We start from the raw sequence: 24935 nt of genomic DNA, 5'->3' as shown, positions 1-24935 counted from the left end.
TTATTTGATGGCCAAAAATACGTAAATTTATTATCTAAAGAAATATAAAAACACAAACAGGTAAACCCAGAGTACATCAAGAAAGTGCCAAAAGGTCGCACCCAGCTCTATTCCAAGCATTTGCCCCGGTTTGTAGTGTTGTTTAAAATGGTTATAAATTACAACCAAAAGAACGATTAGACCAGCTGCCAAATGGGCAAGGTGAGCCAAAACCAGCACATAAATAAAGGATGTGGTGACCGTACTTTCACTTCCTGTAAAATAATATCCTGATGAAATTATTTCAGAAAAACCTTCCAACTGCAAAATCACAAAAGCTATCCCCAATCCAAGCGTTGCGAGCAATGAGAATGTTGCATTCTTTCTATTTCCTTCTGCAATGCTTTTTTTGGCAAGAATGAAAGTCAAGCTACTTATTACAATTACCAAAGTACTCCAATATAAGGATGCCGGAAGTTGAAAATCTGTAATCCAGTCTGGCCTACTTTTACTTACAACATAAGCACTGGTTAAACCCGCAAACATCATCACCATACTTGCTATCCCAAACCAAAGCATCATTTTTTTTGCCCGTCCTATTTTTTCCTCTGTTGTTCCTTGTGTTAAATCCATCCTCTTATAAATTTATCTAATACATATATTATTTGAAGCAGCGTGATATAAGATACGCTGGCAAACATCAATTTTTTTGCCGCTTTGGCATCCCGCTTTTTATACAAATCGAAAGCATAATACAACATCCCTAATCCAAGAATTAAAATAATAACTCCGGAGACAGGGGTTAGATAAAGCTTCCCGGTAACTCCAAAAACAGGAATAAGGGAAACCAAAATTGTCCAGATGCTGTAAAGGATAATCTGTATGGCGGTTCCTTTATCCCTTTTTCCTGTAGGAAGCATAAAGAATCCACCTTTTTTGTAATCGTCATACAGCCACCATCCTATAGCCCAAAAATGCGGGAATTGCCAGAAGAATTGGATCATAAACAAAGTTCCAGCCTCTATGTTAAATTCATTGGTAGCTGCTACCCACCCCAGCATAAATGGAATTGCTCCGGGAAAAGCCCCCACAAAAACAGATAAGGGTGTTCTGGTCTTTAATGGAGTATAAACACTTACATAAATAAAAATGCTTATTGCCCCAAACATCGCTGTTTTCGGATTTATGATATAAAGAACTATCAATCCCAGAATAGTAAAAACGCTGGCGATTGTAAATGCTGTATTCACAGACATTCTTCCCGCAGGAATAGGACGGTTCTTTGTTCGATCCATCAAGACATCCAAATCCCGCTCAATTATCTGGTTATAAGCATTGGAAGCTCCAACCATAAAATATCCACCTATTGCAAGCAATAAAACCGTAACAAAATTAACAACTTCAGCACCCAGAAAATATCCGGCTACGGAAGAAAAAACCACACTTATTGCAAGTCGCATTTTAGTGAGTTCCTTAAAATCTGAAAGTATTGATACAGAAGGGATATGTACGCTTGTATTACTCAAAAAAGCATTTCTTTTAATTGGCGCAAAGATACTTTATAATTAGGTTTTAACAAGAAGCTAAAATGGTTAATTTAAAGGCTGAAATCCTTCTTTTTAACTTTAAAATATTGCTGAATGTCGCTCTAATAAGTATTTGTTTAGAAATCAAAAAAATATATTTTCCCAAATTACTATCAATACACCTAAAGTTTTTTGATAAAATACCTACTTTACATCAAAAGAAGAAAGAACAAAACAATAGCTTCACAACAAGCACAGAAGGTAGGCAAAAGCGAGAATTTCAATATTTTTTTGGGATTATATCAAATGCTGGGGTTAATTATCAAAGTACCAGTTAAAAATATCGGTTCTCAAACCTATATTCAACCAAAGGGTATTGCTTTTAAAATTTTGAGAGGTGTTTTCCATAGGGTCGAAATTTCTGAAAATCAAACTACTGAATACTTTTAAGTTCGTTACCGGGTTAACAATATATCCTGCTTCGGCTTCTGTAAATATTGAAGTGGTTGTATTTCCCTGTCCTATTTTAACTCCATTTTCAAATGGCCTGTCCCGTTCGCTTCTGTAAATTCCGCCGCCGTAATAGGCATCATCTTTTTCAGTATTAAAATCAAACCCTCTTTCGCCCAATATAAATTTTGTGCTTCCGTACCATCGGTTGTGCCGGTATCTCGCGATTGCTATAAACTCCCTGAAATTTGAACCCCATAGATGAGCCATAGACTGATTGTTGTGCCCATAATTAAGCACTACAGAATTGTGGGAATAAGTGTAAGGACGCACCTGATTGTACTCTGCCTGTAGATAAAGATCTGGAATATTAAATGCATCAAAATATTTCACACCTAACTGAAAACCAAGTTTATTTTTCCAACTTTGGTCTCCTCCAAAAACATCCCCGGAAGAAAATTCATCGATGATCCATTGTCCATAAATATTTACAGGATCGCTAAGTTTATACTTTCCGGTAATCCCAATGAGTGCATTTCCACCCCTGGCTCCTGTAGAAAATTCTATGGAACGGTAAAAAATAACAGGATTGAGGTAATTAACATCAAATCCACGGCCATTATCATTTTGCCAAATTACTGATTCAAACACCCCAATATTTAGTCGTTTGGTTAGATTAAGGCTCAGGTAATGGTTTGCCATATATTTTGTGCGGTATGAACCTTCTGCAGCTACTTCTTCCCTAACATCCCTAAGGGACATCCAGGTATTGGTATACTTTAATTTCCAAAAAGATGTATTCAACTTTAAATAAGGATACGGGCTGGCCGCATCGCTGAAAAGAAGCGAACGGTATCCATCGCCAATAAAATTTTTCCCGTGTCCAAATTGAATATTAAAAAATTTCACCGGACTGTAAGATAAATAACCTTCCGCCACCGGATAATCATAGCCGTTGTTCATGAATTCCTTGGCGATTCCCCTACCCGGAATTATAGCCGGATTCCCTCCAAAAGGGGCTACACTTTCTGCATATTGGTTAAAATAATCGGCGAAGCGTCCCTGACTTTCAAAAACAACGGTGTAAAAGTTGAAATTATCACCCAATCCTCCCTGAAAAATTGCTCCCCGGGTATTGTTGTAAGTAAAATCAAAATCACTTTGAAAATCTTTTCCAATTTGCAAATCCAGCACAAGATCCCCCGTAAACCAGTAGTTTTCTCCCTGAAACGTCACCAGGTGCTCATTCCATATTTTTTTACCCAGCCAGGAAGCAGTATTCTTCCGAAGTTCTTGTTGCTCCCGGTCGAAATCATAATATTTTGCAACATCGCTGTATAAAAAAGGTTTTGTCGCAGTGTGGCTGTTCGTTCCAATTCTGTTCATCTCCGCATCAAACCTGCTGTATCTTTCGTGCGATAATGGAATATTTAAATTACTGGAATTCACATTGCTCCTAAAAGGCTTAGAAACAATTGCATCATATTCCTCCAGAACATTCCTATTTTTAGGCATTTCCACCAAACTATCATTGCCACCTGGTAAAACAGGGCTTTCCGGACTCACTTCTATCGCTGTATTTAGATTCATTGAGATCTTTAGCGGCATCCGGAATTGCACAAAGGTTGGCTTTGTATTGTAAGTAGCAGGTGTAATTTTTGGTAACATTCCAAAAACCCGTTCAATTTCTTCTTTTAATTCTGAATAGATTGCGTCAATAAAAAGCACTTTGAAGTTTCCTTCCCGGGTAACTTCGAAAAGAACATAAATTTCTCCTTTATAATTTTCTTCTGAAACCTTTTCAGGGACTTGAAAATTTTGAAGTATAAAAGTTCGGAGTGTATTTTTAAAGCAAGATTCTGCATCCTGAAATTCAGCAGATTGACATTCATAAAAAACAGGGTAGGTTTCAAATTTGGACATTTCCTCCTGAGACCAGGCCGCAAAAAATATTAAAAACAAAAGGAAGCTTCCAATATACTTCATAGATGGAGGGGTAATGCAATTGGGTTCATCAAGCGGAAAGATACCAATTTTTTTGATGTTTCATAAAAAAGACCAAAAAGAAAAATTCCCAAACCGACCGGCGATTTGGGAATTTCAATATTATTTATTTGTGTTAATCCTGTACCTGAAATACAATAGGTAAGGAGTACATAACCCCTACCGGTTTTCCACGCTGCTTACCTGGTTGCATTTTTGGCAAGGCGTTGATCACTCTTGCAGCTTCCTGCTCTAATCTTGGGTGAGGAGCACGGGAACGAACATCGGTTATATTTCCGTTTTTATCTATTTTAAATTGAACGATGATCCTGTTAACACCACTTAGGCCTAACTGGCTTCCAAGATCTGTGTTAAATTTTCTATTCACAAAATCCTGAACTTTCTCGCTCATACACTTTTTACGTGCATCATTGTTTGGAAGGTTTTCACATCCTGGAAAAATTGGCACATTTTCAATAACGGCAAAAGGAACATCAGCAATTTCTTCTTCAACTGGAGCCTCAACTACCTCACGTACTTCCACGATCTCATCCTGATTGGTCTCTGTAGATTCAATAATAGTTTCTTCTACTTCTTCCTCATCCTCTACAACCTCAATAATTTCGGGCGCAGGTGGTGGTGGCGGTGGTGGTGGTGGAGTATTAAGCAATTCCGTAATTGGGATTTCTTCATCATCCAGATCTCCCAGATCTAATTGGCCTTGATCTATTGCTTCTCTATCATAGGTTTTCCACTCAATAGCGAAATAGGTTATTAAAAGGACTAAAATTAGACCCAACTGCAGAAAGAGGACACTTCTTTTCGTTAAATCGGCTTTTGGATTTTTCTTGGGTTCCATAATTCTTTAATGATTAATAAGGGTTGCTAATGTAAAAATTTTTTTGATAAAAATAAATTAAACTTGTGTTTTAGCTTAATTAAGAATTTCTGAAAGAAAATACTTAACAATAAAGCCATCAAAACACCAATGCTATTTGCCAAAACATCTGCCCAATCTGCTTGACGATACGTTGTTAAGGCTCCTTGTAAAACCTCAATTAACATACCAAAAAATATAACTAAAACAGAAATTACAATAAATGCGGAAATATAATTCTGTTTTTGTTCCATTTTCAGCAAATAAAACAACATCCAAACCAAGGCCAGAACGAAATTAGCTCCCAAATGAAGCATTTTATCTGTAGGACTAAATGCGCCCACAGATAAATCGCCCAGTTGAATTAGAGATGCTAAGGTTAACACAATTGTATAAACAATCGCTAAAAGTAAAGCTATTCTAGCCGCCAATTAGATCTTTATAATCCTCCGGACTCATAAGCCCTGAGATTTCACTTTCATCAGCTATTTTAATTTTCACCATCCAGCCTTCACCATAGGGATCAGAATTTACTTTTTCAGGGGTATCTTCAAGACTGTTGTTAAACTCAATCACTTCTCCTGAAAGGGGTAAAAACAGATCGGAAACGGTTTTTACCGCCTCAACGGTACCAAAAACCTCTTCACGGTCAAGGGTTTCCCCTACGGTTTCTACTTCAACGTAAACGATATCGCCAAGTTCTCCCTGGGCAAAATCTGTAACTCCAACGGTAGCTACATCACCGTCAATTTTCACCCACTCGTGATCTTTGGTATACTTTAATTCTTGTGGAATATTCATATGCAGATATTTATTGTTTTTTATTGGTCTCCAGAGCTATCGGGTGTAATTCGCATATCCCCATCGCTGCTTGCATCGAGTTTTGCTCATTTCCTGATTTTATTTTATAAGATGACAAAGTTAATTTATTATTGGTTTTTGTCAAGCAGTCTGACATTAATTTCCAAAATTATATCTAAGGGTAACTCCAGACCTGATGGTGGTTTGAGGAAATGCTGTAGATATTGCATATTCAGAGAAGGTATGGTCATAATAAACCAATGCTGTAAGATTCTTGGACAAGGCATAATCTGCCGTGAAATTGATCGCCCAAAGATCCTGCCCAGCTATAACCTGACTGCTTTCAAGATCGAGATATCTTATAATGTTAATATTTTTTCGGTAAGCAACATCGGCTTTAAAGTTTAAGTCACTGCTCATAACCCGGCTCCGACCTCCAAAATTGGTGACGATCTTCAAATCTTTTAAGCGATATCCCAAACCTAAAATATATTCATTTCCTTTAATTTCGGTTAGTAAATTATTATCAAAACTAAGCGATAATGCCCTGTCTTTCCTAATTTCGGCTAAAACCCGTATCGCATCATTGGTTTCCAGATCAATTCGCATTAACGGGCTGAACATTTCGGTTAAATTGATATTGGAAAAAAGCATACGGTTTTTAAAATTGTTGGACTGATTCAATTCCAATGGATTTTGAGGATTATAATCCAGATTGGTTTGAAATTGATTGATTGTATATCCTGCCCTGTACCCATGACTTAACGAAAATCTTCTGAAATTCTTTTTAAACCAGTCCATTCTCATGAATCCTGTATATTTTATTTCCCAGTTAGGAAGCGGAAAATCTCGGAAAGCTCCAAGTTTTACCGAAGAAACATTCTGCCCGGAATAAGCCGCTAAAAACGCTGGTAATAATACCGCCTGATTGCTTTTTCCATACCCAATTGGGTAACCTTCTTCATCTACAATATTTGGATCCCTTCCATTCTCAGTTGCAAGCCTGCGGGCAACCTCCAACCTATTTCCCCTGAAATTCTCAAAGGTTTCTGAAAACTCCTGGTCATTGGTATCAAACGCAGAACGTATAAGAATAGTGGAAATATTGAAATTCCCAAAAGTATAAGGACTTAGTGATTGATACTGAAGGGAAGTAGGATCTACCTTATAATTTTCAGAATAAGTTTCTGAATAAATTCTTCCTGCTGTAAGATCTATAGTTAGATCTGGAATAAAACTCATAGAGGCCTGAAAATCCAGTTGCTTGTTCTGCACAGCGGTATACTGTTGATTAAATTCCTGGTAAAGAGTTAACCAGCCATTTCGAGCGGCAAGAGAACGAACATCCTGCTGTCTTCCCAATGTAAATCCGGCTGTAGGACGCAAAGTGCCCATAAACCCGATACTCTGGGTATATCCAGGCAAAAAGATCCCCTTGTTTTCCCTGTAATTCACCTGAAGTCTTTTAATTCCGGTAACAATTCCAATCATGGTATTGTAGCTTTTATCTCCACGACTTACTTCTGGTTCTGTTTTAGGTTTTTCAGGAGTTTTTGGATCAAGTGTTGGCACTGCTGCGCTGCGTTGCTTAATGCCGGATGGAGTGTTTTTTCTGGGAACAAGTTTCAAATAATCATACAACTTTTGCATATCCATTCCAGCATTGATTTGGTGAACACTGGAGTTTTGAACAGAATTCCCAAGATCAGGAATACCTTCCAGGCTATTAAAAACTTCCGATCCCCGTTGCCATTGAAAATCTCCTGTGTAGGAATAGGTCGCTTTCACAAACTCAAGGACCGGGATCTTTGAAAGCGGCAATTCATAATTTACCTGTAAGGTTTGAAAATGCTGATTGGGAGTTCCAATCTCAAAAAACTCATCCCAAATCCCAATGCTGTTATCTACAAAATTATCCTCGTCGATATAATTTCGAATCACCCGATTATTTGAAGCATTGAAACTGAACTGAAGTGATTTTGTTAAATTATAATTCACCCGGTATTGCCAATCAAACAAGAAATTGCGCTGATATAAGGTAGGAATTCCCAGGTCATTCTCGGTTAAATCCAGTTCCCTGAATTTTTGCTCATTATATTGTCTGAAAATATTAGAACCAAAAGAAATATTACTTGGCAATGGGTTGATATTGATGTCCTGGAATATTTGATAATACAAACTGCTGTCCAATGCCGCAACATTTTTTAAAGGCTCTATGGAAAGTGGTGCAAAATTATAATCATACGTTGCTCCCACCCGAACATTCTGACTTAAAGATTCATCAATCTCAAAATCGCGATGATCTATTTGATTGTAGGAAGTAGAAATCGTGAAATTCTCAATATCGTAAGGCATCGGTTTATTATCGCCGGTGCGTTCTTTTCTCAGGCCTATAACATTCACGCTTTGCCTTTTGGTGTAAATCTCCGATTGTTCTTTTACTTTGGCTTTTTCTGCAGCATCTGTAATTCCATCAAGCCTGGCTTGTAATTCCAGATCCAGGTATTGCTGATCGTATTTTGGAGTAACCAGCTCTTCTCCCCTGCTGTAATTAAACGGTATTTTAATTCCCCATTTTTGAGGCAACAACTGCCCTGCATTTATATTGGTAACCACATCATATTGCTGAAAATCTTCCCTGCTGCGCTGGTTAGGTCCCTGCTCCAAACTTCCGAAACCAATCGTGCTAATTCTTCCTGTTCCGGAAACCGTAGCAAAATCGGCAACATTGGCATCCATATTTAAAATAGAGGCCCAGCCACCTTCATTATCAAGATCGGTTAAGCGAAGTTCATTGAACCAAACCTCTCCACAAATATCGGAAGCGGTATTAGATGGGGAGCCATTTTTTACCCCCAGCATCAATAAACGGATATTCCCAAAACTAGGGTTCCCTTTTACACCTATGCGCAACTGGCCTATTTGATATGGATCATCGGGATCTGCAGGGTTTAGTTCTGAATCAAAATAATTCACCTCAGTTGGTCTGAAAGCGGGATCCCCTAAAACCTTAGTTTTTACTTTTTGCAAAAGGTCAAGGGACAACAACAATCTGTTGGAATCTGGCCATATCTCTTCTGGAGAAGTCGCTCCAAACATAGTAGCGGTAAGCGGGATCTCAATTTGATAATAATTCTCGGTAAAATCGGTTCCCATTCGAATAAAAGCGATCAATTGTCCATCTTTAAGCTGAATTTGATTCAGCAAAGATTCGGCATGAAGGAACATTTCGAGGTTTTTATATTGACGCATATCCACCTGAAAATTCTTATAGACGGCACGTGCATCCTGTGGCTCCAGCCCGCAAACTCTTAAAGAAAGAGATTGCTCGTTCTGCCTGATATTTGTATTGTTATTAAACAACTCTTCCCTATTTACCCCCGGAGGAAGCACATAAGGTATTGGTTCACGGTTCTCATTCTCTTCTATATTCACTGCAGAAACTTCAAATAAAGTTCCCTCCTGCACAGGCTGTCCCGGATTTTCGGGATCCAGGCTTCGGTTATACCTCCGGTAATCCCCTCTAACAAGATCCATGGTCCCAAATCTCAAAACTGTACGTTTTTCAAAATCACTCAATACCAAACGCATGAATCGAATTGACCTGAAATCGGCTATTCCTCCCTTGGATCCGGTAGGCTCAAAAATAGGCACTTTAAATTGCACCCATCTCACGGGGATTTCCTGGCCATTTGGAAGCGGAGCCATACTCTCTTTTACATCTGTAATGTAAGGGCTGTTATCGATATTCATACCGGGAAAAATATCAATATCGTATTCAAAATAGCTGTTTACGGTATTCATCGTATTATCCCTGTTAAGATCTTCAGTGGTTGGAAGGGTACTGTTACCACGGTTTGTAGCACCCAATTCCGGAGGAGAGTTACCATCGGTGCCATTATAATTCCGGTAACGGTCCACAATACTTCCGGTAGCATTTAAAAAGTATTGATAATTATCTGCGGAAGGATCATTCTGGTTTGCAAAATCAGGAAATTGCTGCGCCTCATCAGCATCACTTAATCCATCAAATCCCACATCCTGATTAATTCTTTCCTGTCCATCCGAATTAAACGCATAAATCAAAGACTGGTCTGCCGGCACGCGTCCAAAAGCAGTACTAATTGTATTTAATGTAGATCCATCCTGTGGAAGACCGTTTTCATATTGCTTCCTCCCATCTTTTAAAACATCTTCAGAAATATTCCCAAGGTTAAAGGTGATTTTCCCCCCGGAATTTCCGGCATTTTCCGGATAGATATAAGGATCCATCACCCAAAACTGAATAAATTCCACATTGGATTGTTCAAAATTGGTGGAACTGATCGCTCTTGATATTCCCCCGAAATTCTCCTTCGGATTATTTAAGGAATTTCCTCCTGCTGCGGAAGGATTGTAATTATAGGTGCCTCTTTCGGTTGGATCATAGGTGACATCCATAGTAAAAACCACCTGTGGTTGGCCCTGAACAACATCTGTATTGGGGAATATTTCATCAAGAAAAACCCTTCTGGAGGCATAACTTGAGAGGTCTGAATCTGAAATTCCATCCGGTCGCCGGCTGCTGTAAAAAATAGGGTCTATGGTGTACCACCACATTTTTGCGCGTTTATAACCGGTTGCCAAATCGCCGTTGGCAAGCTCTCCTCCAAAGCCCAGCGGCACACTTGAAAGCTCCCAGCCTAAAGGGTTATTAATAGAAATTGATGTTTGGGAAGATTCAAAATCATCAATATATGTGGTAGCTTTTTGGCCAAAATCACTCACCTGCGGAGTTCCCGGTTGCAAATAAGCAAATTCACCTCTCACTGATATATTTGAAGGAACATCTGTATCTATATTTGGAAGTTTGTTTACAAGCCGTGTTAGAAATGGAACTTCCGTATTATAAGACGCATTGACTCCATATATGGAATTATTTACAGGCTCGTACCCATAATTTGCTTTTTGGGTGAGCGGTCGCTCCTTAAGACTTAAAAAGGTACCTCCTACCAGGAATTTATCACTGAATAAATGTTCAACGTTAACCCCCATAAACCTCTTAGATTGCTGCCCGAACAATGCATTGTTCTCTGTATTGATCTGTATTGGAATATCGGAAGCTAAAAGTGCATCATCTATAATTTGCACCCTCCCCAGTTGATAATTCACGACATAATCTACCCCTTCTTGTAAAACCCTTCCTCCTGCAGTAACGGTTACCGAACCCTGCGGAAGGTTGAACCCAATAGGAATCCCTTCTACATTGGCAGATTTATATCTTCCCTTTAACTGAAATTTATTTTTTTCGGCTGCTTCCTGTTCAGCCTGAATTTTGGTGGTTGTGTATAATTCCCTGAACACATATTTTGCCTGATTGGGATTATAGGTTTCCGGAAGGTTGTAATCTTCACCTCCGGTATTAGGTGTATTATCAAGTTTTTCGAATAAATGCTCGCCAAAAGGCTCCACAGTGGTGAAAATTACAAGTCCGTTTTGTGGATCTATCGTTACTCCCGGAACATAATCAAAGAAACCATCCCCTCCATTAACCGGATCATTATTGGTGTTGAGCCTATCCAGATTAAATACCCTGAGCAAGGTGGTTTGTTCAACATCTTCAGGCAATGGAAGATTGCCACCTTCAGCAGCAGTGATGTAATTTAAGGGTTGCGGATCTGTATAAAGAATATTCAGCCTGAAATCATCGCGCTCCAACTGGAATGCACCCAGCCCGTAAATATTTTTCATCATCAAATCCCAAATAGGCTCATTGACATTGGTTACCGTGCTTTTTAATAACTTAACAACCAGGTTCTGGTTTACCCTAACACCATCAATTCCCCCGTCTGTATTGGCATCTACCCCATCATTGGCAAATTCTCCTACCTGATACACCCGCCCGTTAAGGGTATATTGAAAAGCTACCGCCAGTACTTCATCATTGCTCAATCGCTGATTTAAACTTAAATAGCCTAAGCGGGAATTAAGAGTGAATTCATTAGATTTAAGCTGACGTGCATTTTCCAGTTTGGCATAGTCAGTTCCCTCTGAAACCGGTAAACCACCGAATCCACTTTGAACTGTAGAAATATCCCGTATCGCCGGAGTTAAAATAGATTCCCCGGGACCATTGATACCAAAGGGGTTAAAATCGTTGTTCGTATTATTGGGGAAAGCTCCGGGAGGACTGTTAAAAAATCCGGCAGGAGGATTATTAAGGCCTATATTCCCTGGCGTATTTGATTCTCCAAGATCCTGGATCCCTACAATATTTCGGGTGTCGTTTAAATTCTGAATATTATTGGTGCGATTTGTAACCCATACCTGAATACGTTGTATTTGAATATTAGAGTTTACAAAAGGATAATTTTTCAAAGACTTGTCATAGGTATCGCGGAAATAATGAGCGAGGAAAAAGTGGCGATCCTGATCATAATCTATCGCGAACTTTTCAAATTCTTCAACAGTGGCTCCTCCTTCCACATTCACAGTTCTTCGCTGGGATTTTTGTTCAGAAAAAACACCAGTAATCCTTGTTTTTCCGAATTGCAATTCGGTTTTAAAACCAAAAAGGCTTTGAGCACCCTGAATTAGGGCGCTATTCAGCGGCATATTTACATTTCCAACCTCTATTTTCTGGATAATATCATCTTCATTTGGGGTATATTCCAACCTCAACTGGTTCTGAAAATCGAAAGTGGATTCGGTATCGTAATTTGCGATCACCTTTAATTTTGTTCCTACATTCCCTAGCAAGCTAAGCTGAATACGCTGGTCAAAATCAAATGTAAGATTTCTTCTGTTCCTGGGTGAAAATGCAGGGTTATCCTGTTTTGTATAAAGCAACCCAAGATCCATGGCGACGCTACCCTGGGGCACAACTTCAATCTCCCTACCGCCAAAAATATTTTCGAAAAAACTGGAATTTACGTAATAGCCGGGCAGTGCATCACGTTGTGCATCAGGATCCGGCTCCCTGTTCGCTGCAATAGCATTGTTTTTTTGTTTAAAATAATTCCGGATCTCTTCTTCAATCACCAATTCCTGATATTCTTCCGGGGTTAAAATAAGCGGAATGGAAAGGTTATAGGTGCCAAGAGTTTCGGTATAAATATATCTGTCTAAAACCGGATCGTATTCATAAGAAGCAACAATGCTGTTTGGATTTGGCAAAGAAAGCGTACCCGTAGCATAATCGGTCCGGATTGAGTCCTGTGCTACGGGCTGATCCTGGGCAAATGAAATAGAAGGAAAAGCTAATAAACAGAAGACACAAAGCCGAAAAAAGTGACGGAGTTTCAAGTCTTTATTCCTCAAGGTTGTTTAAAATGAAATTATAAATTTTTTAAAGCCAGCTTGATAATAGTTTCCACGGTAGGGTCTGTGGTCTCTTTCATTATTCGGTCAATAACTTTCTCAGCCGGTTTACGCGCAAAACCTAAGGTCTCTAAAGCTGATAACGCTTCTTCTTTATTTGTATTGCTTTGAGAAACAAAAACTTCCCCTTCCCCAAAAACTTTTAAAATTTTGTCTTTTAAATCCAGAATTATCCTTTGAGCGGTTTTGGTTCCAATTCCTTTAATACTTTGCACCTTGGCAGTATCGCCAGAGGCAATTGCCTCCATGATTTGCCTTGGTTCTATGGAAGAAAGCATGGTACGCGCAGTGCTTGCCCCGACACCCGATACAGATATCAATAACCTGAACAATTCCCTTTCAGATTTTTCCATGAATCCGAAAAGGGTTTGAGAATCTTCCTTAACCTGTAAGTGAGTAAAAATACTTATAGCTTCTGAAGCTGATGAAAGCAACGAGAAGGTATGCAAGGAAATATGAACAAAATATCCTACCCCATTGCAATCTATTACAATATTGGTAGGATTTTTTTCAATAAGTTGCCCTTTTAAGTGATGAATCATAGATTAATTGACTGGTTGATTTCAAATGTAGTAAAATTAACCAAAGACCCAATAATATTCCTGCTTTCCATCAAATCTTATTTTTCCGGCGTGGCACGTTTTTCCTTTTCCTGGGCATCTACAACTGCAACTGCAGCCATATTAACCATCTCCTCTACACTTGCCCCCAATTGAAGTATATGAACAGGCTTCTTCATTCCCATCATGATTGGACCGATAGAGTCTGATTTGTTGAGTTCCTTAATTAATTTATAAGTTCCGTTGGCAGCTTCAAGATTTGGATAAATAAGCGTGTTCACCTTTTTACCCACGAGTTTGGAAAAAGGGAATTTTGTTTGAAGCATCTCCTTATTCAGCGCAAAATCAATTTGAAGTTCTCCATCAACGATCAACTCCGGATGCGATCTATGCAAAATTGCTACAGCTTCTTTAACTTTGCGTGCTCTTTCATTTTTTGAAGAGCCAAAGTTGGCATAGGAGATCATTCCTATTACCGGTTCCATCCCAAATAATCTCACGGTTTTAGCAGTCATTACCGCAATTTTTGCAAGATCTGTTGCAGAAGGATCTATATTTATGGAAGTATCACTAATAAATAATGGCCCCCGGGAAGTATTCATCAGGTTTGTTGCCGCAACCCGGTCTATTCCTTTTGCCATCCCAATAAGCTCCAGCATTGGCTTCACCACACTTGGGTACGCCCTTGAGTACCCGGATAATAAAGCGTCTGCATCCCCTTCATTAACCATCATTGCAGCAAAATAATTTCGCTCGCGCATCAATTTTTCCGCATCGAATTTAGTGACCCCTTTCCGGTTTCTGGAAAGCCAGTAAACTTCTGCGTAGGCATCGCGTTTTATTTTCTCTTCATCCGATTTGGGATCTATTATAGTGACATGTTCAGGATCAAAATCAATTTCCTGCATCAATTCCATGATCACATCCCTTCTTCCCAGTAATATTGGTACTCCTATACCTTCTTCCTGAACTATCTGTGCAGCTTTTAACACATCCAAATGATCTGCTTCAGCAAAAACAATACGTTTTGGGCTCATTTTTGCCCTGTTCATTAGAAGTCGGGAAATTTTATTATCATTCCCCATTCTTTCCATCAATTCCTCTTCATATCGATCCCAGTCTGTTATCTGTATCCTGGCAACCCCACTTTCCATAGCAGCTTTTGCCACCGCGGGAGGAACTGTAGATATCAACCTTGGATCAAAAGGCTTGGGAATAATATATTCTGGCCCATAATTAAGTTTGGTTTCACCGTACGCGATATTTACCTGTTCCGGAACATGTTCCTTTGCCAAAGAAGCCAGGGCTTTAACGGCAGCCATCTTCATCTCTTCATTGATCTTTGTTGCCCTAACATCTAAAGCTCCTCTGAATATATACGGAAAACCCAGCACATTGTTAACCTGGTTAGGATGATCACTTCTCCCGGTAGCCATAATTATATCCTTTCTGGTAGAAATTGCCAGGTTGTAATCAATCTCAGGATCTGGATTGGCCATTGCAAAAACAATAGGCCTTTTGGCCATACTTACAAGCATTTCAGGGGTAACGATGTCAGCTATGGAAAGTCCTAAAAACACATCGGCATCCACCATTGCTTCTTCCAAAGTGTCTATTTTTCTGTCGGTAGCAAATTCCAGTTTTTCCAGGGAAAGGTTTGGCCGGTCTGAACGGATTACACCTTTACTATCCAACATTACAATATTCTCTGTTTTGGCGCCAAAAGCCTTATATAATTTAGTGCATGAGATTGCGGCTGCACCCGCACCACTTATAACGATCTTTACTTTTTCAATCTTTTTCTTAGCAATTTCAAGTGCATTTAATAAGGCCGCAGCAGAAATTATAGCAGTTCCGTGCTGATCATCATGCATTACAGGAATATCAAGCTCCTCCTTTAAACGACGCTCGATTTCAAATGCCTCCGGAGCTTTTATATCTTCCAGATTAATTCCTCCAAAAGTTGGAGCTATATTTTTCACAGTAGCTATAAAAGCATCTATATCCTTGGTGTCCACCTCGATATCAAACACATCAATATCTGCAAAGATCTTGAACAATAATCCCTTCCCTTCCATCACCGGTTTTGAAGCCAGCGGCCCAATATCACCCAGTCCCAAAACGGCTGTACCATTGGAAATAACAGCTACCAAATTTCCCTTTGCCGTATATTTATAAACGTTCTCTTTATCTTTTTCTATCTCCAGACATGGAATTGCAACTCCGGGGGAATAAGCCAGGGATAAATCCCGTTGGGTTGCATATTTTTTGGTAGGTACAACTTCTATTTTCCCCGGTTTTGGTTTAGCGTGATACACCAGGGCTTCTCTTCTTTTACTTTCATTACTCATGATACTTATTTTGGCTAAGCAACAAAGATAAGATTCTCGCAGTGCACAGGAACTTAATTTTTTGAAAATCATAAACAAAAATGGAGGAAAAATGTATTGGATTTATGAGATCTATGTTCCAAGAAACTCAATATTCCTTTTTAATCCCTCGGATTTTGTTCTCTTTACCGCCGATTTCCTGAAAATCTCATCAAATGTCTCTTTGGTAAGCTCCTGCCAGTCCTTTTTATCCATTTCCATCAATTCCGGGAATGCGTTGCTAAACTGGCATTATTTGATAGCTAAATATTCCTTTGCTGTTAAAACTGGTAATTTCGAATTTTTAAAATCCTTTTTGTTTCTTGTAATAATAATGTCAACTTCATTTTCGATTGCCGAATAGTATTGTAACCCGTCCTCAAAATCATGAAAACTTTCATCGCTCAATGCAAGTTCTGTTATTTTATTATCTAAACTCAATATCTCAACGAGTACCTTGAATTTTCTTAATATCTCTCTCGCTTCTTTCGCTGATTTTAATTTTGAAAGGATATAATTGGTATTTGCAAAAGTTAATGATGAAATTTTCAGGCTTAGTTCTTTTCTATCAGCTTGAGAAAATAAATCGGCCGCATCATCATAAAAATCCTTTCTTTTTGAAAGTAAATCTATCACAATGTTTGTATCAATCAATATCCGTTTCATCTGTTTATAATATTGTTTTTGCGGTTATATATAACATCCATATAATCATATTTATGTATGAGAAATTTTATTCTCATGGATGTTTCATTTATATTTCTCCATTAGATATTGAGTATACGAATCTTTAACATCAAAATCATCCTCTATGGAAATCACTCCGCTAAGGCTTTCTACCAGTGGTGTAATTTCTGGTTCTTTTTTTTCCCTTTTTGTCAAAGTGCTTAAATACGATTCTATTAGTTTGGATAAACTTACATTATTCGATTTCGCATAATGTTTTGCCCTTTCAATAATTTTTTCATTTAAGCTTAATGTGAGTTTTTTATCCATCGTATTTAATTTTACGTACAAATATATTATTTATTCACGTAACTTTAAATGTCTTTTTCGTTTTTTTGCTTGTAATTCCACCGCCGGAAAAATTCCTTTTCTTTATTTTTTTCACTCCGGCTAAAAAAAAATCAAAGATTCACGTCATTCCTCCAAAAAGCGAAGATTTCTCTTTAAACCCTCAAATTTTGTTCTCTTTACCGCCGATTTCTGAAAGATCTCATCAAAGGTTTCTTTGGTAAGTTCTTGCCATGCTTTTTTATCTATTTCCAACAATTCCGGATGTGGATTGAACAAAGGCTCGTTATGCGGTTTTGAAAATTTATTCCAGGGACACACATCCTGACAGATATCACATCCAAACATCCAGTCATCAAATTGGCCTTTTAAAGAACCTGGCAATTCTTCTTTGAGTTCAATAGTGAAATACGAAATGCATTTACTGCCATCAACTTTATAAGGCTCTACAATAGCCTGGGTAGGACAGGCATCGATGCATGCTGTACAATTTCCACAGTGATCTGTCACCGCAGAATCAGTTTCAAGCTCCAGATCCACGATCAATTCAGCGATAAAATAAAATGAACCTACTTGTTTGGTAAGTAAGTTGGAATTTTTGCCAATCCAGCCCAAGCCGCTTTTTGCGGCCCAGGCTTTGTCTAAAACCGGAGCAGAGTCTACAAATGCGCGACCATCTATATCCCCGATTTCATTTTTCATGAATTGCAATAACTCTTTCAGTTTGTCTTTTATCACAAAATGATAATCGGTGCCGTAGGCGTATTTGCTTATTTTATAGGAATCTTCTCTTTGAGTTTCTTGGGGAAAATAATTCAGCAACAGCGAAATAACGCTTTTTGAGCCTTCAACTAGTTTTGTGGGATCCAGGCGCTTATCAAAATGGTTTTCCATATACTGCATTTCGCCGTGCATATTTTTGGCCAACCAATTTTCCAGTCTGGGAGCTTCTTCTTCAAGGAATCCGGCCCGGGATATTCCACAAGACATAAAACCCAGGCGTTTGGCCTCGGCTTTAATGATTTGCGCATATCTTGAAGGATTGTCAAACAAAATCTATTTGAGTTTAAATTCCAAAATAGCATTTTTTGGCTTTAGTGTGATCAATGGATGAATCTCAATTTCTTTTTTTTCTGAAGTAATTTTATATTTTTTTATCAATGCAGCAATTGCAAGAATCATCTCGTACATCGCGAAATTATTCCCAATACACATCCTGGGACCGGCGCCAAATGGAAAATAATATGCAGAATGTTTTTGTGCATTACCTTCTGCAAAACGCTCCGGCATAAAACGATCCGGATCCTCCCACAAATCGGCATGCCTATGGATCTCGTGCATGGAAAATAACAAATTGGAACCTTTTGGGATAAACATTCCATTAAATTCATCGTCTTCTAAATTCACCCTGTCTATAAAATAAGCCGGCGGATAAAGACGCAAAGCTTCTTCAATAACGTTTTTTGTGTACGGACAGGCCTGAATAAATTCAAATAAACCGGTGGTTTCCTGAGATGCCTTTGCGACTTCCTCTGCAATTTTATCCTGAGCATCAGGATCTCTGGCCAGAAGTTCCGCAGTAAAAGTTAAGGCATTTGAGGTTGTTTCGTGTCCGGCTGTAAAGAGGATAAGAATTTCATCTATAAGCTGCTCTTCTTCCATCGCACTTCCATCTTCATACCTGGCATCCAAAAGCATATCCAGAAGGTCCTCTTCCCTCACTCCGCTATTTTTTCGCTTTGCAACCAGTGTTTTTAAAATTTCCCTGGCTTCCTGAGTCAATCCTACGTGATGTTTTATGCTTCCGCCAAGCTTAAACCACCAGCCAAAATAAGGTTGACGCAGTTCTTTTACCAGCATTTTTTGTCCAGCTTCGGTAATATACTGAAGGCGGGAAATCTCCTTTTCTCCCACTGCGCTGCTGAAAAGAGATTTCACAACGGTTTGAAAAGCAAGATCGTTAAAAACGGGGAAAATATCCATTGGGCTACCAGTTTCAATTTTCCCGAGTTCGGTAAGGATCGCTGCCTGAATAGTATCCAATAACTGGATTAATTGCTTTTTATGAAAAGCGGGTTGAATAAGTTTACGCTGTTTCCGCCAGTGTTCACCTTCTGAGGTCAACAATCCTTTTCCAACGTATTTCGCAAGGTCAACAGTTTGAATAGTGGACTTTTTATAATTCTTTTGATTTTTCTGAAGCGCATATTGTGCAAATCCGGCATCACGGGAAAAAATAACAGATTTCCCGGGTCCAATATTTAATTGAAAAGTATCCCCTAGTTTCTCGAAATTATCGTGGTGAAAGGGTAATGGGTTTTTCAGAATATTGACGGAATTCGCAAAAAACCGAAACATAGAAACCGAAGGAATATTTTTATTTGCCATTACATTTTGTCGTTTACATCAGAAGTAAATCATCTGATATTGCGCCTAAACCTACAGGTTTTTGAAACTGTTAGGTTTTAACATGTTAATTTAAAACAAACCGCTCTGGGTATTGCCCTTAACCCTGCCTAAATGTTTATAGGCAGCTTCGGTCACTTCACGGCCACGCGGTGTTCGGTAAATAAATCCCTGCTGGATCAGGAAAGGCTCATATACCTCCTCGATGGTTTCTGCATTTTCACTTACCGCGGTTGCAAGGGTAGAAAGGCCTACAGGTCCTCCCTTGAATTTATCTATAATCGTGGTGAGGATCTTATTATCCATTTCATCCAGTCCATGGGCATCAACATTCAGGGCTTTAAGACCATATTTTGCAATCTCCATATCAATCTTCCCATTTCCCTTAATTTGAGCAAAATCCCGAACTCTGCGTAATAATGCGTTTGCAATTCTGGGTGTCCCCCTGCTTCTGCCGGCAATTTCTATCGCGGCATCTAGCGAAATGGGAACTTTCAGGATATCAGAACTTCGCTGAACGATATCTGATAACAATTCAGTGGTATAGTATGAAAGTCGGCTGGAAATACCAAACCTTGCCCGCATTGGAGCGGTTAATAATCCTGAACGGGTTGTGGCACCTATAAGGGTAAAAGGATTTAAATTGATTTGAACGGTGCGGGCATTAGGCCCGGACTCGATCATGATATCTATTTTATAATCTTCCATCGCAGAATAGAGATACTCTTCCACAATTGGACTTAAACGGTGAATTTCATCTATAAAAAGCACATCCCGTTCTTCCAGATTGGTAAGAAGCCCCGCAAGATCCCCTGGTTTATCCACTACAGGACCGGAGGTGACTTTAATTCCAACATTCAACTCGTTGGCAAGAATGTAAGCCAGCGTAGTTTTACCTAGTCCGGGAGGGCCGTGAAACAAGGTGTGATCTAAAGCTTCTCCACGTAGGTTTGCTGCTTTCACAAAAACCTTCAGATTTTCCAGCACCTGATCCTGTCCTGCAAAATCGTCGAAACTAAGCGGGCGTAAAGCTCTTTCTATATCGAGTTCTTCAGGGGTGAAATTTTCTCCGGTTGGATCCAGGTTTTCGTTCATACTTCATGTTCATTATTAAAGGGTTTTCAAAATTCTAAGGAATCATGAAAATTTATTCTGCCGGCTTTCAAAAACCAACGGACTCAAACAAAGATAAAAGAAAAAAGCCTTTTCCATCTGAATGTTTCAGAAGAAAAGGCTCTCTTAAAATATAGTATAAAATGCGGTTAGTGGTTCATCTCCTCTTCACCTTCCTGAAGTGGCACATTTTGCGGAATAAAATCCTGCCCAGCGATTACATATTCCCCATTTTCATTGGTTTTGCTATAGTCATAGGGCCATCTGTAAACCGATGGAATTTCACCAGGCCAGTTTCCATGAATATGTTCCACCGGAGCAGTCCATTCCAGAGAGTTTGCTCTCCATGGATTTTGAGTTGCTTTTTTTCCGAAGAAAATAGAATGAAAAAAGTTATAAAGGAAAACCACCTGAATAGCTGCTGTTATCAAGGCAAAAACCGTGATTAAAACATTGGTATCAGCAAGATCGTCAAAATATGGAAATGCGGTATTGGTATAATATCTTCTTGGTAATCCTGCCAACCCAATAAAGTGCATTGGGAAGAACACTCCGTACGCTCCAATTGCCGTAATCCAGAAATGTACATAACCAAGGTTTTTGTTCATCATTCTACCAAACATTTTTGGGAACCAATGATAAACCCCGGCCAACAATCCGTACAATGCAGATATACCCATTACCAGGTGAAAGTGAGCAATTACGAAATAAGTATCGTGCACGTTTATATCCAGTGTACTATCTCCTAAAATAATACCGGTTAAACCTCCGGTAATAAATGTGGAAACAAACCCAATAGAGAATAACATCGCGGGATTAAGCTGGAGGTTTCCTTTCCATAGGGTAGTAATCCAGTTAAAAGCTTTCACTGCCGAAGGGATCGCGATTAACAATGTGGTAAAGGTAAATACAGATCCTAAAAATGGGTTCATCCCAGACACAAACATATGGTGACCCCAAACGATGGTTGATAAAAATGCGATTGCAAGGATTGAAGCAATCATCGCACGATATCCAAAAATAGGTTTACGGGCATTGGTCGCCAAGATTTCTGAGACAAGACCCATTGCGGGAAGTATAACAATATAAACTTCCGGGTGACCCAGGAACCAGAATAAATGTTCAAATAGCACCGGGGAACCACCCTGATGACTTAACACTTCTCCCTGTAAAAAAATATCACTAAGGAAAAAGGATGTTCCAAAACTTCTGTCCATTATAAGTAAAAGGGCAGCTGCAAGCAAGACCGGGAAGGAAACCACCCCAATAATTGCAGTAACAAAAAATGCCCATATGGTAAGTGGAAGTCTTGTCATAGACATTCCTTTTGTCCTCAAATTTATGGTTGTAACTATATAATTTAAGGATCCCATCAAAGAAGAAGCAATAAAAATTGCCATTGAAACAAGCCAAAGCGTCATCCCCATACCTGAACCTCCAATCGCCTGTGGCAATGCACTAAGCGGAGGATAAATTGTCCAACCGGCAGATGCCGGCCCTGCTTCTACAAATAAAGAACTTAACATGATAACACTGGAAAGAAAAAATAACCAGTATGAAATCATATTTAAAAACCCAGATGCCATATCCCTTGCGCCAATTTGGAGTGGAATTAAAAGGTTACTAAAAGTACCACTAAGCCCTGCGGTAAGCACGAAGAAAACCATTATTGTTCCGTGAATGGTAACAAGAGCCAGATAGATTTCTGGAGACATTACCCCATCTGGAGCCCATTTTCCAAGAAAAAATTCAAACAAGGCAAAGGACTCTCCCGGCCATGCAAGTTGCATACGGAAAAGCACCGACATTAATATACCAACAATTCCCATTAACAAACCTGTGATAAGGTATTGCTTGGCAATCATCTTATGATCTGTACTAAATATATATTTTGTTATAAAGGTTTGTTTATGATGATGCCCATGATCATCATGCGCATGATCCAACGTTTCCTGTCCTAGTGCTGACATATCTTTAAATCTTTAACTTTTAATTTTTCTGTTTTCAATACGTACTATTTTAGAATCTTCCTACAGCTATTGAGCTGTCATGGATGCACCAAATGTTTTCTGACCTGCAATCCAGGCATCATAATCCTCCTGACTTTCCACTATAATTTTCATTTGCATATTGTAATGCGCCTGCCCACAAATCTTGTTACACAATAAGAAGTAATCGAACTCATAAGTATCTAATGGAGTTTCTCCCTGGGCCATTAATTCAATAGAATTTTCTTTTCTTATTTCGTTAATGGTTTGAACCTTATCGACCATATACTCACTTGCTCTCATTTCCTCTGTAGTGATACTTGGGGTAAATCCAAATTGGGTGATCATTCCTGGAACAACATTCATTTGAGCTCTGAAATGAGGAAAGTAAGCGGAATGTAAAACATCCTGTGAACGAAATTTAAACACAACTGGTTTTCCAACAGGAAGATGAAGTTCTGTGGTTATAACATCATCATTTGCATAGGGATCACTTTCATCTACTCCCAATTGATTTATACCTTCGATAAAGCGCACATTGGCCTTCCCCAGTGTGTTATCTTCTCCAGAATATCTGGCTCTCCACGCAAATTGGTACGCATATAATTCTACAACCATAGGATCATCATCCTCATTGATATTCATAATATCAGACCAGGTAAACAATCCATAAATGATTAAACCTGCCAATACAATTACAGGAATAATCGTCCAGATAAATTCCAGTTTATCGTTATCGGCATAAAAGAGCGCTTTCTTACCTTTCTCACCCCGATACTTAAAGGTAAACCAGTGCAGCAAGGCCTGTGTGATAACCTGAACTATCATGATGATAACAATGGTAATAAACATAAGGGTATCTACTTCACTACCGTGTTCTGAAGCTGCCTCAGGTAAGTATAACTTACTTAAGAACCAGAAAGAATAGATCATAATACCATAAAGGAAAACCACAAACCCCATCATGATATACGCCTGGGTTTTGTTATCCTTGTCAGTCGCAATTTGTGAGGAATCTTCCTCACTACTCCTTGACAGATCAAATATTTTTGACATCTGCCATATAGTTACGGCAAACAACGCTATTACTATGATTACTAAAAATACAGTCATTTTTTATTGCTTCTTTATAAGTCCTTTATTAATAATGGAAATGTTTGCTTTCTTTGATGAAAGGATTACCTTTTTGTAACAATGGCACTTTAGTAAGGGCATTGAATACCACGAACACAAACAATCCGCCAAACAATAACATTGCACTAATCTCAGGAATTCCAATAAACCAGGACTCCCCAACCGTTGCCGGCATAACCATTACAAAAATATCTAAATAATGCCCAAGTAGCACAATTATTCCGGCCATTATAACAAATAAATTAACCCGTTTATAATCACTATTCATAAGTAATAAAATAGGGAAAACAAAATTCATAACCACCATTCCAAAGAAAGGCAAACCATAATCTTCGATTCGGGTTACAAAATAAGTAACCTCTTCCGGAATATTTGAATACCATATCAACATATATTGTGAAAACCACAGGTACGTCCAGAAAATACTGAAACCGAACATGAATTTTGCAAGATCATGGATATGCGAATCATTCACATATTCCAGGTAACCTCTTGATTTAAGATATATGGAAACCAATGCAATTACTGTAATTGCAGATACTATCATACTTGACAACACGTACCATCCAAACAAGGTGCTAAACCAGTGTGGATCCAAACTCATGATCCAGTCCCAGCTCATCATAGATTCTGTCACCATAAAGAACACTAAAAATCCAGCTGAAAGTTTAAAGTTTTGTTTAAACCATCTATTGTTTGTAGAATCCTCATCAATTCTAAGCGAGTTTCTACGAAGCAGGTATCTGAATAAATTCCATCCAACTAAATAGATCAATGCTCTAATCAAAAAGAACGTCACATTAAGATATCCGGATTTAGCCTGAATGATTTCATCGTGCGCAACAATTTCCGGATCCATCCAGATGAACAGATGATTTAGATGAAGTCCTGACAGTAATAATATTATGAATATAATGATACTTCCCGGTAATAAATAAGCCGTGATACCTTCCATTACCCGAAAAAGAACCGGAGACCAACCTGCCTGCGCTGCGTATTGCAATGCATAAAAAACAAGCGTTCCCAGTGCGATCATGAAAAAGAAGAAAGCTGCTATATACAATGCGGCCCAAGGCTTATTTTGCAATTGGTGCAAAAGGTGTTCATAATGTTCATTATCGTGATCATCAACCAAAATATGTTCTGCTTCTGCGTGATCCGGGTCGGCTATTTGAACATCCTGATCTACGATTTCCATTTCGGAAGATCCATGAGAGGCATCATCAGCCATCATTTCCTTTACCTCCTCAATTGTGGACGGAGCAGCTATAAAGGCGTAGATGAGTCCAATGGCACCAACAATCATAAATATAATTGCCGTTAATTTTAATTTACTGGATAGCGTGTACATATGAATATATCTAAATACAGTTATT

General features: G+C 38.8%; 17 protein-coding genes and 1 pseudogene. All 18 read right to left on the bottom strand.

Features of this window, described 5'->3' with window-relative positions; translation table 11 throughout:
• Positions 1-30 precede the first annotated feature (30 nt).
• The 18 genes and pseudogenes from ACKGJN_RS04900 to ACKGJN_RS04815 all read right to left on the bottom strand — a co-directional run bounded on the left by ACKGJN_RS04900 (position 31) and on the right by ACKGJN_RS04815 (position 24910).
• A complete protein-coding gene (locus ACKGJN_RS04900; RefSeq protein ID WP_409538309.1) occupies positions 31-612 on the bottom strand; it encodes a cytochrome c oxidase subunit 3 in 582 nt (193 codons plus the stop codon).
• On the bottom strand, positions 603-1505 hold the full coding sequence (gene cyoE, locus ACKGJN_RS04895; protein ID WP_409538308.1) for a heme o synthase: 903 nt from the start codon (positions 1503-1505) through the stop codon (positions 603-605). The genes ACKGJN_RS04900 and cyoE overlap by 10 nt, the downstream gene beginning before the upstream one ends.
• 315 nt (positions 1506-1820) lie before the next feature.
• On the bottom strand, positions 1821-3941 hold the full coding sequence (locus ACKGJN_RS04890) for a gliding motility protein RemB (protein WP_409538307.1): 2121 nt from the start codon (positions 3939-3941) through the stop codon (positions 1821-1823).
• A gap of 133 nt (positions 3942-4074) precedes the next feature.
• A complete protein-coding gene (locus ACKGJN_RS04885; RefSeq protein ID WP_409538306.1) occupies positions 4075-4797 on the bottom strand; it encodes an energy transducer TonB in 723 nt (240 codons plus the stop codon).
• Between the two features lie 26 nt (positions 4798-4823).
• Positions 4824-5246, bottom strand: coding sequence for a VanZ family protein (locus ACKGJN_RS04880; protein ID WP_409538305.1), 423 nt, complete (start codon positions 5244-5246; stop codon positions 4824-4826).
• The gene (gene gcvH / locus ACKGJN_RS04875) at positions 5236-5616 is read right to left on the bottom strand and encodes a glycine cleavage system protein GcvH (protein ID WP_409538304.1); all 381 of its coding nucleotides are present in this window, start codon (positions 5614-5616) and stop codon (positions 5236-5238) included. Before gcvH ends, ACKGJN_RS04880 begins: the two co-directional genes overlap by 11 nt.
• A gap of 156 nt (positions 5617-5772) precedes the next feature.
• Positions 5773-12915 (bottom strand): T9SS outer membrane translocon Sov/SprA, encoded by a 7143-nt coding sequence (sov, locus tag ACKGJN_RS04870; RefSeq protein ID WP_458250431.1) that lies wholly within the window; start codon positions 12913-12915, stop codon positions 5773-5775.
• 17 nt (positions 12916-12932) lie between these two features.
• Positions 12933-13517: a Holliday junction branch migration protein RuvA gene (gene ruvA, locus ACKGJN_RS04865; RefSeq protein ID WP_409538302.1), complete on the bottom strand. Its 585-nt coding sequence runs from the start codon at positions 13515-13517 to the stop codon at positions 12933-12935.
• A gap of 77 nt (positions 13518-13594) precedes the next feature.
• Positions 13595-15886 (bottom strand): NADP-dependent malic enzyme, encoded by a 2292-nt coding sequence (locus tag ACKGJN_RS04860; protein WP_409538301.1) that lies wholly within the window; start codon positions 15884-15886, stop codon positions 13595-13597.
• Positions 15887-15997: 111 nt separating this feature from the next.
• Positions 15998-16144 (bottom strand): annotated as a pseudogene (locus ACKGJN_RS04855) (tRNA epoxyqueuosine(34) reductase QueG); the annotation flags it as partial.
• 12 nt (positions 16145-16156) lie between these two features.
• Positions 16157-16570, bottom strand: a complete 414-nt coding sequence (locus ACKGJN_RS04850) for a type II toxin-antitoxin system VapC family toxin (protein WP_409538300.1) — start codon at positions 16568-16570, stop codon at positions 16157-16159.
• An 84-nt stretch (positions 16571-16654) separates the two neighbouring features.
• Positions 16655-16900 (bottom strand): DUF6364 family protein, encoded by a 246-nt coding sequence (locus tag ACKGJN_RS04845; protein WP_409538299.1) that lies wholly within the window; start codon positions 16898-16900, stop codon positions 16655-16657.
• Between the two features lie 144 nt (positions 16901-17044).
• A complete protein-coding gene (gene queG, locus ACKGJN_RS04840; RefSeq protein ID WP_409538298.1) occupies positions 17045-17971 on the bottom strand; it encodes a tRNA epoxyqueuosine(34) reductase QueG in 927 nt (308 codons plus the stop codon).
• Between the two features lie 3 nt (positions 17972-17974).
• The gene (locus tag ACKGJN_RS04835; RefSeq protein ID WP_409538297.1) at positions 17975-19306 is read right to left on the bottom strand and encodes a cytochrome P450; all 1332 of its coding nucleotides are present in this window, start codon (positions 19304-19306) and stop codon (positions 17975-17977) included.
• Positions 19307-19396: 90 nt separating this feature from the next.
• Positions 19397-20419, bottom strand: coding sequence for a Holliday junction branch migration DNA helicase RuvB (ruvB, locus tag ACKGJN_RS04830; protein WP_409538296.1), 1023 nt, complete (start codon positions 20417-20419; stop codon positions 19397-19399).
• Positions 20420-20586: 167 nt separating this feature from the next.
• Entirely contained in the window at positions 20587-22407 is a 1821-nt protein-coding gene (locus ACKGJN_RS04825) for a cytochrome c oxidase subunit I (RefSeq protein ID WP_409538295.1), read from the bottom strand.
• A 66-nt stretch (positions 22408-22473) separates the two neighbouring features.
• Positions 22474-23538, bottom strand: coding sequence for a cytochrome c oxidase subunit II (locus ACKGJN_RS04820; RefSeq protein ID WP_409538294.1), 1065 nt, complete (start codon positions 23536-23538; stop codon positions 22474-22476).
• A gap of 28 nt (positions 23539-23566) precedes the next feature.
• Positions 23567-24910: a quinol:cytochrome C oxidoreductase gene (locus ACKGJN_RS04815; protein WP_409538293.1), complete on the bottom strand. Its 1344-nt coding sequence runs from the start codon at positions 24908-24910 to the stop codon at positions 23567-23569.
• Positions 24911-24935 lie beyond the last annotated feature (25 nt).

This window comes from Gillisia xinjiangensis (assembly GCF_046298265.1).
GTDB classification, from domain to species: domain Bacteria; phylum Bacteroidota; class Bacteroidia; order Flavobacteriales; family Flavobacteriaceae; genus Gillisia; species Gillisia xinjiangensis.
Note: the sequence above shows the minus strand (reverse complement) of the source record. Positions and strands in the feature narration are given on the sequence as shown.

Excerpts from the sequence above, each read along its gene's own strand:
- ACKGJN_RS04900 (WP_409538309.1), bottom strand. The coding sequence starts at position 612 with ATGGATTTAACACAAGGAACAACAGAGGAAAAAATAGGACGGGCAAAA.
- ACKGJN_RS04890 (WP_409538307.1), bottom strand. The coding sequence starts at position 3,941 with ATGAAGTATATTGGAAGCTTCCTTTTGTTTTTAATATTTTTTGCGGCC.
- ACKGJN_RS04885 (WP_409538306.1), bottom strand. The coding sequence starts at position 4,797 with ATGGAACCCAAGAAAAATCCAAAAGCCGATTTAACGAAAAGAAGTGTC.
- gcvH (WP_409538304.1), bottom strand. The coding sequence starts at position 5,616 with ATGAATATTCCACAAGAATTAAAGTATACCAAAGATCACGAGTGGGTG.
- ruvA (WP_409538302.1), bottom strand. The coding sequence starts at position 13,517 with ATGATTCATCACTTAAAAGGGCAACTTATTGAAAAAAATCCTACCAAT.
- ACKGJN_RS04860 (WP_409538301.1), bottom strand. The coding sequence starts at position 15,886 with ATGAGTAATGAAAGTAAAAGAAGAGAAGCCCTGGTGTATCACGCTAAA.
- ACKGJN_RS04850 (WP_409538300.1), bottom strand. The coding sequence starts at position 16,570 with ATGAAACGGATATTGATTGATACAAACATTGTGATAGATTTACTTTCA.
- ACKGJN_RS04845 (WP_409538299.1), bottom strand. The coding sequence starts at position 16,900 with ATGGATAAAAAACTCACATTAAGCTTAAATGAAAAAATTATTGAAAGG.
- ACKGJN_RS04835 (WP_409538297.1), bottom strand. The coding sequence starts at position 19,306 with ATGGCAAATAAAAATATTCCTTCGGTTTCTATGTTTCGGTTTTTTGCG.
- ruvB (WP_409538296.1), bottom strand. The coding sequence starts at position 20,419 with ATGAACGAAAACCTGGATCCAACCGGAGAAAATTTCACCCCTGAAGAA.
- ACKGJN_RS04825 (WP_409538295.1), bottom strand. The coding sequence starts at position 22,407 with ATGTCAGCACTAGGACAGGAAACGTTGGATCATGCGCATGATGATCAT.
- ACKGJN_RS04820 (WP_409538294.1), bottom strand. The coding sequence starts at position 23,538 with ATGACTGTATTTTTAGTAATCATAGTAATAGCGTTGTTTGCCGTAACT.
- ACKGJN_RS04815 (WP_409538293.1), bottom strand. The coding sequence starts at position 24,910 with ATGTACACGCTATCCAGTAAATTAAAATTAACGGCAATTATATTTATG.